The following is a 12,282-nucleotide window of genomic DNA, read 5'->3' as shown; positions in this document are numbered from 1 at the left end:
TCGCGTCGGCTCACGGGCCTTGGTCTCCCGGCGCTGTATGGCGTCGTCTGTTGGGAGGTGGAGCGCAGGTTCTGGCCCGTGGCTGCACGGTAAGTTAGGCTCCGTCTTCGGGCAGAGGTTTTCGTGCGGGGTCGCAGGAAATCGTTTCTGAGGGGACGGGGGCCGGCGGGAGGGCCGTTTTCGGAGGAAGAGAGGAAGATGGCTTCAGGGGTGGATGAGTACACGCTGGGGGTAGAGGAGGAGTACCAGATCGTCGATTCCGGTACGCGCGGGTTGCGGTCGCAGGGCGGGCGCGTCGTCGAGAGGGCGCGGGGCAATCGGGGCGAGGGGGACGTGACCGCCGAGCTTATGGAGTCGCAGGTCGAGGCCGTGAGCCCCGTCTGCCGGACGCTCGGTGAGGTACGGGCCGAGCTCTCGCGGCTCAGGCGCGCGGTGATCGGGGCTGCGGGGGAGGGGGCACGCATCGCGGCGTCGAGCACCCACCCGTTCTCCCACTGGCGCGAGCAGGTGGTCACCCCGAAGGAGCGCTACCGGGTCCTGATAGAGGCGTACCAGCAGCTCGCCCAGGAGCAGCTCGTCTTCGGGTTTCACGTGCACGTCGGGATAAAGGACCGCGAGTCGGCGGTGAGGGTGATGAACCGGCTGCGGGTCTGGCTCGCGCCCCTGCTCGCCCTCTCGGCCAACTCGCCGTTCTGGCTCGGCGAGGACTCCGGCTACGCGAGCTACCGGACGCAGGTGTGGGGCAGGTTCCCCGTCTCCGGACCACCGGGGCTCTTCGCCTCCCGCGCCAAGCACGACGCGCTCGTCGAGGCTCTCGTCCGGACCGAGACCGTCGAGGACGCCACCAAGATCTACTGGGACGCCCGCCTCCCGGAGAAGACCGATACGATCGAGGTGCGGGTCGCCGACGTCTGCCCGCGCATCGACGAGGCGGTGATGCTCGCCGGGCTCTCGCGGGCGCTGGTCCGTGCCTGCTACGAGCGGGACGGTCGCGAGGAGCCCTACCCGGCCGCACGCCCGGAGCTTCTGCGCGCCGCGCACTGGCGCGCGTCGAGGTACGGCCTGGAGGGGGAGCTCGTCGACGTCGAGGAGGAGCGCGTTGTGCCCGCGGGGTACGAGATCCAGAAGCTGCTCGACTTCGCCCGCCCGGCCCTGGAGGAGCTCGGCGACTGGGACGAGGTCTCGGGCACCGTCCGCGAGACCCTCGAACGCGGCAACGGGGCCACCCGCCAGCGCGCCGTCTTCCGCCGCACCGGAAGCCTCGAGGCCGTCGTGGACATGCTCGTCGACGAGACGGCCCGGGGAACTTGAGCGCAGCTTCCTCCTCGAAGACGGCTCCGGTGGCGCTCCTCACCGTCACGCCGCGGAGGAGTACGTCTTCCGGAGGCCGCCGCGCCCTCTCGGGTAACGCTGCCGGTCGAAACGAGGATTATGGCGGTCGGTCCGAATAGCTGTGGCGCTAGCCGGGAACCGTGCCTCGTCGAGGGCGTGCTGCGTGGTCGAGTTCAAGCCGGAAGGCCTGTTAACGTGCCTGCGTGTGGCACGTTTCGGATAATGGATGCGGAGGAGCCCGTAGGGCGGCCGGGAAAGGGGCGACGGTAAGGGCGGAACCTCGCTCGCGCGGGTTCGCGCGGAGGCGCAGACTAGGTGCGGAGGATCAGGGGGACGTCGGTATACGGGAAGGGGAGAGGGAAGAGTCTTGAGCGAGACCGCGCTGGAGGCCTACCTCCTCTACTCGCGCCGGGAGTCTGCGGCGCTCTTGATCCTCGCGGTCTGGGGGGTGTCCAACCTCGTTGCGGGGGTGTTGCTCTCCCGGTGGTCCTCGGGCAGCTCAGGTACTTCTGGCAGGTGGCCGCCCTTTGGGCGGTCAACACCCTGATCGGGCTACCGCAGTACCTGGACCTCGCCGGACCCGCTACCCCGCCGGCGACCCTCGCGGAGGCCCTCCGGGATGGCCTGGGCACCGCGCGCCTGCTCTCCGGGGCTTTCGTCTCCGACCTGGCGACGATGCTGGTCGGCGCTCTGCTCGCCTGGCGGACGGTCACACGCGACTCCGAGCGGTTGCAGGGCTGGGGTAAGGGCCTGGTCGTGCAGGGATTGTGGCTCGCGGTCTTCGACGGCGTCTTGCTGGCGATCAACGGCGAGTACGTCGGTAGCCTGCTCGTCCTCGCGGGTTGATCCAATGGAGAACGGAGGAGTTTGATCGTCACCGGGAACCCCGATACGGGTACCGACGCAGGCGGCCCCTCTAACCCTCTAAAGGACTTGCCAGGCCAGGATGGCTGCGAGCGCCAGGGCTGCCAGGGAGGATGCGAGGATCGCGCGTCGCCGGCGGGCGAGGGTACCGAACTTGTCGTGCGAGATGTCGGAGGGCAGGGCGTCAGGCCTCCTCACCGGGGTTCCGCTTGCGGGGCGGCCGAGCGAGGTTCGACCGGTGAGGGCCGCGAGGCTCCTGCCGCGCCGGTCGGGGAGAGGAAGACGGTCGCTCGCGTGCTCGGGCTCCGGGTAGTCGATGATGGCCCGGCGCGGCAGACCGTTCACCGCCATGAGGTCGCCGACCATCTCGGCGAGGTTGGAGACGGCGGAGATCAGGAGGCTCTGGCGCGCGAGCACCGTCCGGAGGGCGTGGGCGTCGGGGAGGCGTGGGCGGGCTCTAACGACGTCCTGCGTTCCAGCCTCGAGCTCTCCAGGGCGTCCGCCAGCTTGTCGAGCCGTTCGGTGACGCGTTCGAGATCCGTGCCTTCCCCTGCTTGAGCTTTTCGCGTATCGCCTCGGTGCCGAAACCGCCGGCATGGAGCTCGCGAACGGTGCCCACTTTACGGATGGATTCCTCGGGCACGAAGATCCTGCCGGACCGTCGTGAGAAGGGGATGGAGTACTCCTTGAGGTAACGGTAAACGGTAGGTCGCGGTATGCCCAACTCCACGCTCACCTCGTCGACGGTATAGATCATGCCCCCCTCCCGATTATCACGGGGATATTTTCGCGGGTTTTTGCCCGAGCGAACGTATCCTAGCACAACCTCGGAAGGCCCTGGCTTTACCGTCCAAGGTCCTATAAATGGCTTATCTAAAGCATTTCTTATTCGACGCCGTGGTCGAAGTCCTCGACTGGCGCCGAAGCTGCCTGACACAGCTTCTATCACGCCGCGATAAAGCGTGAAAAAGACTTGAACGATAGGTACAGGATCCCGATACTCCTGGGACGCAAAGCTTAACGTTGTATTGAAGGTAGACGTTGACGGAGGGGGATACGTGTTGCCGAGGTTCTTGTTCGTGTTGTGGCTTCCGCTCGTGTTGATGGCCTGTCTTGCTTTCTCGAGCGAGGAAGCGGACGCAGAGGAGGCGCTGGCTTCATGGTACGGGCCGGGCTTCTCGGGTCTGCCGACGGCGTCGGGGGTGCCGTACGATCCGTTCGGGTTCACGGCCGCTCACAAGACGATGCCGCTCGGGACGGAGCTTCTCGTGAGCTACGGGGGGAGCGCGGTCGAGGTGACGGTCAACGATCGCGGCCCGTACGTCGGTGAGCGGGAGCTGGACCTCTCCCAGGGTGCGGCCGAGGCGCTCGGGCTCACGGAGGCGGGCGTGGACTACGTCGAGTACGCCTCGACGAACCAGTACGCCGCGGCTTCGCAAGCGGTCCCGACGGATGCGTACGCCGGGGGCGACCAGTACTCCACGACGACCCCCGAGGCCTACGCCAGCGTCTCGACCACCCAGTATTCGTCGGGGACGGAGACGATCCTCGGCGACGACCAGTACGCGAGCTCCGAGCAGTACGTGGAGGCGGAGGTCCCTGCCGAGCCCGCGACCACGACCGCGACACCGGCCGCCACCACGAGCGCGGCCGTGGGAGGCTCCAGCAGCGCCGTACTCGTGGTGCGGCCCGGGGAGACGCTGTCTGCTATCGCCGCCGAGATGGGGGTCTCCGTGGAGCAGCTTGCGGCGCTGAACGCGATCTCCGACCCGGACTACATCTACGCGGGACAGGTCCTGTACTACTAGGCCGGCCTGCCTGGGCGATGGGGTGAGGAGTCGGACCACCGCCGGCGACCGCCGCGTTTTGCGCGGCTTGCGAGAGCGGGAGCTTGGTCCGGGGCGCGCCGTCCGGCCGGCACGGTAGACCGTCTTCGCGAAGGCGAGCAGGCGTCGCGCGCGGGGCAGCGACGAGCGTTCGTGCATAATAGGCGCGTCGGTCTCCGGTCGGGGTAGGTGTGTTTGTCGCGTTTGTTCGATGTTGCGGTTGGGGTGGGTCGGGCGCTCGAGGAGCGGTTCGACACGCTGAAGACCGGGGTGCGGCGGCGGCTCGGTTTGATGGCGCCGCCGGAGGTGCTGACGTATCGGGGCACGGTACCCAGGAGGCGCTGTTCATGAAGGGGCGCGTCCTGGAGTCCAAGGGGCTCACCCGCTCCAGCGTGACGGACACGACGAGGACGAACCTGCGCAACATGGCGAGGAGGTTCCTGAGCAACGAGGTCCCCTCGCCCGGCTCCGCGCCCGGCACGCGGGCCTGGAGGTCTCGGTCGCCGCCGACGAGGAGGGGTTCTTCGACGTCAGGTTCGACCTCCCCGCCCCGCCCGATAGCGGGGTGGACTGGCACCCGGTCGAGGTGGAGCTCCTGGAGACCAGCGGGGCCGAGGCCCGGGCCTCGGGCAGGGTGCTCGTCCCCAACGGGGCGAGGTTCGGGGTCATAAGCGACCTCGACGACACCGTGATCCAGACCGGCGTCACGAGCCTGCTGAAGATGCTGCGCACCGCGCTCCTGCACAACGCCCACACGCGCCTGCCCTTCGAGGGGGTGACCCACTTCTACCGGGCCTTGCAGGGGGACGCCAACCCGATCTTCTACGTCTCCAGCAGCCCGTGGAACCTCTACGACCTCCTGGAGGACTTCCTCGACGTGCACGGCGTGCCCGCGGGGCCGCTCTTCCTCAAGGACTGGAGCCCGATGGCCCTCAAGGGTCACGAGCAGCACAAGCTCGGCGTCATCCGCACGCTGCTCGCCACCTACCCGGACCTGCCGTTCGTCCTCGTCGGCGACTCCGGGGAGCAGGACCCCGAGATCTACCGGACCGTCGTGCGCGAGAACCCGGGGCGCATCGCCGCCGTCTACATCCGCGACGTGACGACCGCCGAGCGCGACGTCGTCGTCCACGCCATCGCCCGCCAGGTCCGCTCCTTCGGCGTCGAGATGCTGCTCGTCCCGAACACGGCCGCGGCGGCCGAGCACGCGGCGGACCGGGGCCTGATCTCCCCCGATGCCCTCCCCAAGATACGACGCGCGAGTGATTAGCCCCCTCCGGCCGAACCGGGACGCGGGAGCGTCGGCCCGGCCCCGAGCGCCCCGTCCGAGTACACTCGTTCACTTAGCAAAACCGGAGCCCCGAAGGGACCGTTCGGACCCGCATCCGGAGGTCCTCCGCCGGGTCCCCCTCGTGTAAACTGTTTGTTACACGGACGTTAAATCCTTACCGGGCGAGGTGTCACGTGAGCGCTGAGGAGCTGGTCGAGCGGCGGGTCGGGGAGGACGATCGCGCGAGGAGCGCGAGGGAGTTGATCGAGCTGCTGCAGGAGTTGCGGGTGGTGTTGCCCGGGGTGCAGGTCCTGTTCGCCTTCTTGCTCACCGTGCCGTTCTCGGCGGGCTTCGCCGACGTCGGGCCGGTGCAGCAGAAGATCTTCTTCGGGACGCTGATCTGCACGGCGCTCTCGGCGGGCCTGCTCATTGCGCCCTCCGCCCACCACCGGATGCTGTGGCGCAAGCAGGCGAGGGAGCAGCGGCTCCAGGCCGCGAACCGCCTCGCCATCGCGGGCATAGCGCTGCTCGTGCCGGCCATGGTAGGCGTCGTCTTCATGGTTACGGAGATCATCTTCGACGCCGTCCTCGCCTCCCTGGCGACCGCGATCGTGAGCGCCTTCTTCGTCTACGTCTGGTTCGTGCTCCCGCTTCGGTACCGCGCGAACGGCGACTGAGGAGACGGGCGGGGTTGTCCCTCGGCGAGGCTGGACCCCCGATCACGCGCCGAGCTTCTTCGGGCCGGTGAGCCAAACCACGCCCAGGATCGTGAGGGACAGGCGGGTGCTCACGCGGGGGATAAGGTTCGCCCTCGCCTCCTGCGCGGTGCTCCTGGTGCTCGCGCTCGCGCTGTATATCTTGCTGCGCGAGTACAACGCCCCCCAGAGCGTCCTGTTCGGCCTGCTCGACCTGTTCGTGGTGACGTTCGCCTCGCTGGTACTGACGTTCTTCACCGGGGCCCTGCTCTACGACTACCAGCTGGAGAGGGCCCAGGAAGAGAACGCGCGGCTCGTCGCGCGGCTGTTGAGGACCGAGCTCTCCGGCCTGCTCCGCCTGCTCGACGAGGCCAACGCGGTTGAGGTCCGGCTCTCCGGCACCGGGGAGACCTTGGCCGTGGTCCCCTCCCGGCTCGAGACCCTGATCCTGACCGACGCCACGCGCGGCGGCTTCTTCGACCCCGAGGGCGCCGCCGTTGCCATGCGGCTGCTGGGCAACGTGGCCGCGCGCAGGGTCCTCGTCCACGACCTGCTCCTCCCCAGGCTGCTCTCCGACGAGCCCGAGGTCCCGCGCGCCCTCGTCCGGAGGATCGAGGACCTCCGCTGGGCCATCGTCCGGGACCTGACCGCGCTGCAGGGCCTCGTCGCCGAAAGCCCGTGAAATTTACGCGCGAGATGGCTCCACGGAGGTTTAGTAGATTGTGAGAGGTGGTACTATGTTGGTGTTGTCGCTGCACCTCGAGTAGGAGGAAAGGGTCCGATGGACTAGCGAGCGAACAACGCCACGGACTAGATCCGTGGGCCGGGCCAACGGCCGCTTCAAGAAGCGGATATTCTCGTCGGCCCGGTATTTTTCTGCCCGCAGACCGCCGATGACCGCGGCGAAGACGCGTAGCCAGGAACCTGGAGGTTGCCGAGGTCTCCTAGCCCTCGGGCGGCGCAGAACGGGGATGTGTACCCTTCTGCGCCGCCTCGGGTCCGGCAGTCTCAGGTTGGTTTAGCCTCTGGCCCCGTTCGCTCCGGGCTTCGTGACGGCGCCTTCGGAGGCGGAGCCCACGAGGGCGGCGTACTTGGCGAAGACGCCGGTCTCGTAGCGGGGGAGGGGGTCGGTCCAGCCCGCGAGGCGGCCCTCGATCTCCTCGTCCGAGAGGTCGACGGAGAGGGTGCGGTTCGCGACGTCGAAGACGATGTTGTCGCCCTCCTCAAGAGCCGCGATGGGCCCGCGGTGCGCCGCCTCGGGGGCGACGTGGCCGGCCATGAGGCCGCGGGTGGCGCCGCTGAAGCGCCCGTCCGTGAGGAGGGCGACGCTCTCGCCGAGGCCCTGGCCGACGAGGGCGGCGGTGACGCCGAGCATCTCGCGCATGCCGGGGCCGCCCTTCGGTCCCTCGTAGCGGATCACGACGACGTCCCCCTCGACGATGCGGCCGGACTGCGCGGCCTCCATCGCCTCCTCCTCGGAGTCGAAGACGCGCGCCGGCCCCTCGTGCCTGAGGCGCGTGTAGCCCGCGACCTTGACGACGCAGCCCTCCGGGGCGATGTTGCCCTTGAGGATGACCAGGCCGCCGGTCTCCTTGAAGGGGCTGTCGACCGGGGCGACGACTTCCTGGCCCGGGGTCTCCTCGGCCCCCTCGACCTCCTCGGCGATCGTCCTGCCGGTCGGGGTGAGCCCCCCGCCGTCGACGAGGCCCGCCTCGACCATGCGCCTCCCGAGGAGGCGCGAGCCGCCGGCCTTGTCCAGGGCGACGGCGGTGTATCGACCGCCCGGCTTCATGTCGGCGATGATCGGGGTCCGCTCGCTCACGCGGTCGAAGTCGTCGATGTCGAGGTCGATGCCGGCCTCGCGGGCGATGGCGAGGAGGTGCAGCACGAGGTTCGTCGAGCCGCCGGTCGCCGCCCCCGCCGCGATGGCGTTCTCGAAGGAGGTCTTCGTCAGGATGTCCTGCGGCGTCACGCCGCGCTTGAGGAGGTCCATGACGAGGCGGCCGGCCTCGACGCAGACCTCGTCCTTGCGTGCGTCGTTCGCCGGCGGGCTCGCGGAGCCCATCGGGGAGAGGCCGAGAAACTCCAGGACCAGCGCCATCGTGTTCGCGGTGAACTGGCCGCCGCAGGCGCCGGCGCCGGGGCAGGCGCTGTTCTCCACCTCCTTGAGGTCGTCGTCGCCGATGCGGCCCGCCGCGTGCGCGCCGACGGCCTCGAAGACCTCCTGAATCGTGATGTCCTGGCCCTTGTAGCGGCCCGGGTCGATGGAGCCGCTGTAGACAAGGAAACCGGGGATGCCGAGCCTCACGAGGGCCATCGCCGCCCCCGGGAGGGTCTTGTCGCAGCCGACGATGGAGACGATGGCGTCGAACATGTGGCCGCGGCCGACGAGCTCGATGGAGTCGGCGATCACCTCGCGGCTCACCAGGCTCGCCTTCATCCCCTCGGTGCCCATCGTGATGCCGTCGGAGATGGCGATGGTGTTCAGCTCCATCGGGGTGCCCCCGGCCTCCCGGATTCCCTCCTTCACCCTCTCCGCGAGCCGGCGCTGGTTGAAGTTGCAGGGCATCGTTTCGATCCAGGTGTGCGCCACCCCGATTATGGGCTTGCTGAGGGCCTCGTCGTCGAAGCCGATGGCCTTGAGCATCGAGCGTGCCGGGGCCCTGTCCCGGCCCTCGAGGATCGCGCGGCTCTTATGCCTGAGATCTGTAGTTTCCACGGTGCCTCCGTTCTGGTACGACGATCCTCCCGATCCCCATACTACAGCGTGACCCCGGAAAATACCGGGGAACGGCGCCTCCCGCGCTAGGGCGCCGCGTACAGCTGCTTGCGTGGCACCGGGTGCGTCCGGTAGCCCGCGTAGTCCCACTGGAGCTTCGCGACGGCGCCCCCGCCGTTCTCGTAGTATTCCATCCTGACCTCGCAGCGCTGTCCGGCGGTGAGCGGTATGGGGGCCGAGGACCTCCGGTCGGTCGCCGCGTGGTCCGTCCAGTCGTCGACGACGAGCCTGCCGCAGACCCACAGCCTGACCCCGTCGTCGCTCGTGGTGACGAAGTTGTAGTCGGCGGTCTCGGGCGCCTCGATCTCGCCGGTCCACCGCGCCGAGAACGTGTCGGCCCCGGTGAGCGCCGTGCCCGGCGGGATGCCGTAGCCCCAGTCGAAGGCGACCGTGCCGTCGGTGCGCGTCGTCTTGAGCGCGGTCAGGTCCGTGTTGTCGAAGTACTCGCCCTTGAGGCCCGTGCCGGTGCCGGCCGTCTCGGGCGGGGCGGCGCCGCCCACGATCGGGGACGGGGCGACCTGCAGCTCCTCGTAGTCCGTACCGCCCGCCACGATCTTGAGGTGCAGCTTCTTCGCCGCCGCGTCGTAGTAGTAGCCGGAGACGGTCCTGGCGTCCAGCTCGGCGAGGCTCGCCGCCTTGCCGCCCCCGCACCAGCCCGTGCCGGCGACGTCGCAGCCGTACTTGGTGACCTTCGGCTCGACGGGGTAGTCGAGGCCGAGGCGGACGAACCTGCCGGAGCCGCGGGCGAGGACGAAGCGCGCCTTCTTGGGAGTGGCGCCGTTGAAAGCCACGTCGTAGGCCGCGTTCGGCAGGATGCTCGAGTGGGCCGTCGTGGAGTCGTCGCAGCAGCCCATGAGCGTCTGGGAGACGCCGTCCTCGCGCGTCAGCTTTAGCGGCTTGATCGCGGCCGGGTCGCCGTCGAGCGTCCCGACGTCCAGCGTCGCGTACTCGGTCGCGCAGACGTGGGCGTTCCACTCGTCGCGCCGCGCGCAGGAGCCGTCGAGGAGGAAGGGGTTGTTCGCGGCGACCGTTCTGCCCGCGGTCCCCGTCACGGAGCCGTCCGTGTCGAGAAAGACGGAGGAGCGGTCCCCGTCCATGTTCGCTTCGGGGTCGAGCAGGTAGACGCGGTTGGCGTCCACGAAGCTAAGGGCCGTAGCGAAGTTCTTGGGGTGCAGGTTGAAGTGGTTGGAGAGGTTGAAGCCCAGGGCGCCGGCCCGCCTCTGCGTGTTCGGGGAGAAGTTGGCGAAGGCCGTCCGTTCGGCGCCCACCCGGCCGTCGTAGTACTCGAAGCCGCGGATGGGGAAGTCCGCGTCCCAGAAGCGGGGGAGGCTCCGGCCGTCGAGGCCCTTCGTCTCCCAGGAGCGCGGGGTGCCCTTGTTCGCCGACTCGCCGACCACGAGCCCGTCCTCGAGGAAGCTCTCGTCGCTCGCGAAGGTCGCGCCGATGGCGTTGTCCGCGAGGGTCGGGTCGGAGAGGACGTGGTTCGAGCCGCGCAGCCACACGGCCCGGCCGCGGTTCTTGTAGCCGGTGAAGTCCTCGAAGCTGGTGACCACCGTCGGCGACTTCGTGTCGGCGGGGTTCTCGCGCGCGCTGTGGTGGGCGGTCTCGATCGTCCCGTTCGGCCTCGGGCCGCGGTCGACGTGGAGGCCGTCGCCCTCGTAGGAGTGGGCGGCGTTGCCGGAGAACGCCCCCAGCGGGGTGCGGCGCGGCCAGATCGCGGCGGTCTCGGCGGGGCGGTCCTTGGCGAAGAGCCCGGTCGGGTGCTCGGGGAAGGCGAGCCAGAAGCCGATGCCGAAGCCCCCGGCCGCGACGTTGTTCCTGAGCACGTTGTCGGGGTTCGTGACCCAGAACGTCGCCGGCGACTCGTCGCTCGGGAGGAGGCGCTCGCCCACCGCCGGCCTCCTCGAAGTCATGCCGAGGTTGCCGTCGAGGACGTTGTCCACCTCGGCGCCGTCCTCCATAAAGAAGCCGTGTCCGAGGTGGTCGTGGCAGACGTTGCCCGTGAGGTTCAGCTTGTTCGTGCCGTGGATCGTGACGCAGCGGTTGAAGGTCTTGTGGAGGCTGGATCCCCTGACGTAAGAGTTCTCGCCCGCGTTGCCGAGCATGTGGAAGTGGATGGGGTAGCGCCGGAGGATGTTCTTCTGGCCCATGCGCGTCAGCTCGGTGCCGTCGATCCTGGCGGTGCCGCCCATCACCATGATCTGGCCGCCGAACCCGCCCGCGCTCGACGCCTGCTCGCCCTCGACCGTCACGTTGCGGCTGAGGAGAGCGACCTCGGCCCGCTCGTCCAGCGGACGACCGGCGACCGTCTGCACGGTCCCCCAGTGGGCGTTCGCCAAGGTCTTGTCCAGCGTGATCGTGCCGCCGGAGATCGCCTTGATCGTGGCTTCTTCGGCCTGGAGCGGGTCGTAGTCGGTGGAGGCGACGACGATCCTGTCCCCGACGCGCCAGCCGTCGGGATCTTCTACGGTGAGCTTGTCGGTGCCCTTCGGGGCGGTGGTGGTGAGCTTCGTCCAGCTCTTGCGGGCCTCGCCGTGCAGGTCGAGGGTGCCGCCCATGACGCCTATAAACTTCGTGCCCATGTTCATGACGTTCTGCGCGGGGTCGCTGCCGGTCAGGACGATCCTGGCCCTGTGCTCGAAGGGCTCGGCCTCGGTGCCCACGCCGAGCTTGCCGTGGACCATGATCCAGCGCGAGGTCAGCGTGAGGTCCTTCTCCTCGAAGAGGAGCGTGCCGTCGATCTGGAGGCCCGCGAGCGACGGCGGGCTCGCGTCGAGGAGGACGGTCTTGCCGGCCGGGATGGTGACGGTCTCGCCCGCCCGGGCACCGCGCCCCCCAGGTCGCGGGGTCCGACCAGCGCTGGGCCCCGCCGGGGCGGGGTCGGCCGGGGTGGGCGGCGCGGGGGAGCGGGAGGGACGTACGGAGGTGGAGGCGGCGGTGGCGGCGGTGGCGGCGGCGGGGGCTGACGGACCCGAGCGTGGCGCTCGCGCGCCCCGAGGCCGCCTTTGCGCGGACGGCCCCGCTCTGCGCCCCGGACGGCACCCGCCAGCGCTTGGTGAAGCGCCCGCTCGCGGAGGTGGTGAAGGTGCCGACCGTCCGGCCGGCGAAGGTCAGGTTGCCGCGGGCCCTCGCCGGGAAGCCGGTGCCGGTGGTGGAAACCGTGGTGCCTGGGTCGGCGGTCTTGGGGGAGACCGAGATCCTGGGCTTGGTGGCGGAGCGGGCCGGATCGGCGGAGACGGCGGCCAGGAGGACGGCCGCCAGGGCCGCCGCGAGCGCCACGAGCAGCACCGTCCTCGACCCATGCGTCCGGGGGATCACGCGCTCGCTCCGGCCTCTAGCATCCTTCGCTCCTTCTCTGTTGCGGGAGACGAGGGACGCGGCCTTGGACTTTCGGCGGCCCGGCTACCTCCTGGAGGCCCGTGGCTTTGCGTCCCCGCCTCGCGGCGAGTTTGCCCTTTCGTGTGCCTCCCATTATCGGCACGTAGGCCGGGCTTGCTTTAGCGGCGGGTGCCGGGG

General features: G+C 69.4%; 11 protein-coding genes and 1 riboswitch. Of the genes, 7 read left to right on the top strand and 4 right to left on the bottom strand.

Going from position 1 to position 12,282, the window contains the following annotated elements:
• Positions 1-198 precede the first annotated feature (198 nt).
• Positions 199-1,311 carry a carboxylate-amine ligase gene (locus GBA65_RS11490; RefSeq protein ID WP_166396674.1) on the top strand — a complete coding sequence of 371 codons (1,113 nt, stop codon included), beginning with the start codon at positions 199-201 and terminating at the stop codon, positions 1,309-1,311.
• A 504-nt stretch (positions 1,312-1,815) separates the two neighbouring features.
• Complete coding sequence (locus tag GBA65_RS11485) at positions 1,816-2,178, top strand: DUF6992 family protein (protein WP_166396673.1); 363 nt, start codon at positions 1,816-1,818, stop codon at positions 2,176-2,178.
• Positions 2,179-2,256: 78 nt separating this feature from the next.
• Here GBA65_RS11485 and GBA65_RS11480 read toward each other — a convergent pair whose 3' ends face one another.
• Together GBA65_RS11480 and GBA65_RS11475 are read right to left on the bottom strand one after the other, a co-directional pair.
• Complete coding sequence (locus tag GBA65_RS11480; RefSeq protein ID WP_166396672.1) at positions 2,257-2,613, bottom strand: hypothetical protein; 357 nt, start codon at positions 2,611-2,613, stop codon at positions 2,257-2,259.
• A gap of 40 nt (positions 2,614-2,653) precedes the next feature.
• Entirely contained in the window at positions 2,654-2,953 is a 300-nt protein-coding gene (locus GBA65_RS11475) for a helix-turn-helix domain-containing protein (RefSeq protein ID WP_166396671.1), read from the bottom strand.
• 301 nt (positions 2,954-3,254) lie between these two features.
• Between GBA65_RS11475 and GBA65_RS11470 the strand changes: the two genes are divergently transcribed.
• The 5 genes from GBA65_RS11470 to GBA65_RS11455 all read left to right on the top strand — a co-directional run bounded on the left by GBA65_RS11470 (position 3,255) and on the right by GBA65_RS11455 (position 6,669).
• Positions 3,255-4,004: an RlpA-like double-psi beta-barrel domain-containing protein gene (locus tag GBA65_RS11470; RefSeq protein ID WP_166396670.1), complete on the top strand. Its 750-nt coding sequence runs from the start codon at positions 3,255-3,257 to the stop codon at positions 4,002-4,004.
• A 213-nt stretch (positions 4,005-4,217) separates the two neighbouring features.
• The gene (locus GBA65_RS23120; protein WP_207955707.1) at positions 4,218-4,373 is read left to right on the top strand and encodes a hypothetical protein; all 156 of its coding nucleotides are present in this window, start codon (positions 4,218-4,220) and stop codon (positions 4,371-4,373) included.
• Between the two features lie 214 nt (positions 4,374-4,587).
• On the top strand, positions 4,588-5,292 hold the full coding sequence (locus GBA65_RS11465) for a phosphatase domain-containing protein (protein ID WP_207955706.1): 705 nt from the start codon (positions 4,588-4,590) through the stop codon (positions 5,290-5,292).
• Between the two features lie 194 nt (positions 5,293-5,486).
• Positions 5,487-5,969 carry a DUF6328 family protein gene (locus GBA65_RS11460; protein WP_166396669.1) on the top strand — a complete coding sequence of 161 codons (483 nt, stop codon included), beginning with the start codon at positions 5,487-5,489 and terminating at the stop codon, positions 5,967-5,969.
• A 67-nt stretch (positions 5,970-6,036) separates the two neighbouring features.
• Positions 6,037-6,669: a hypothetical protein gene (locus GBA65_RS11455; RefSeq protein ID WP_166396668.1), complete on the top strand. Its 633-nt coding sequence runs from the start codon at positions 6,037-6,039 to the stop codon at positions 6,667-6,669.
• Positions 6,670-7,005: 336 nt separating this feature from the next.
• Here GBA65_RS11455 and ilvD read toward each other — a convergent pair whose 3' ends face one another.
• Together ilvD and GBA65_RS26445 are read right to left on the bottom strand one after the other, a co-directional pair.
• The gene (gene ilvD / locus GBA65_RS11450) at positions 7,006-8,706 is read right to left on the bottom strand and encodes a dihydroxy-acid dehydratase (RefSeq protein ID WP_166396667.1); all 1,701 of its coding nucleotides are present in this window, start codon (positions 8,704-8,706) and stop codon (positions 7,006-7,008) included.
• Between the two features lie 86 nt (positions 8,707-8,792).
• A complete protein-coding gene (locus tag GBA65_RS26445; RefSeq protein ID WP_228281963.1) occupies positions 8,793-11,567 on the bottom strand; it encodes a G8 domain-containing protein in 2,775 nt (924 codons plus the stop codon).
• A 588-nt stretch (positions 11,568-12,155) separates the two neighbouring features.
• Positions 12,156-12,230: riboswitch (cyclic di-GMP riboswitch) on the bottom strand.
• Positions 12,231-12,282 lie beyond the last annotated feature (52 nt).

It is taken from the genome of Rubrobacter marinus (assembly GCF_011492965.1).
In the GTDB taxonomy this organism is placed as follows: Bacteria; Actinomycetota; Rubrobacteria; order Rubrobacterales; family Rubrobacteraceae; genus Rubrobacter_F; species Rubrobacter_F marinus.
This window is presented reverse-complemented; position numbering and strand designations above follow the sequence as displayed.

Excerpts from the sequence above, each read along its gene's own strand:
- GBA65_RS11490 (WP_166396674.1), top strand. The coding sequence starts at position 199 with ATGGCTTCAGGGGTGGATGAGTACACGCTGGGGGTAGAGGAGGAGTAC.
- GBA65_RS11475 (WP_166396671.1), bottom strand. The coding sequence starts at position 2,953 with ATGATCTATACCGTCGACGAGGTGAGCGTGGAGTTGGGCATACCGCGA.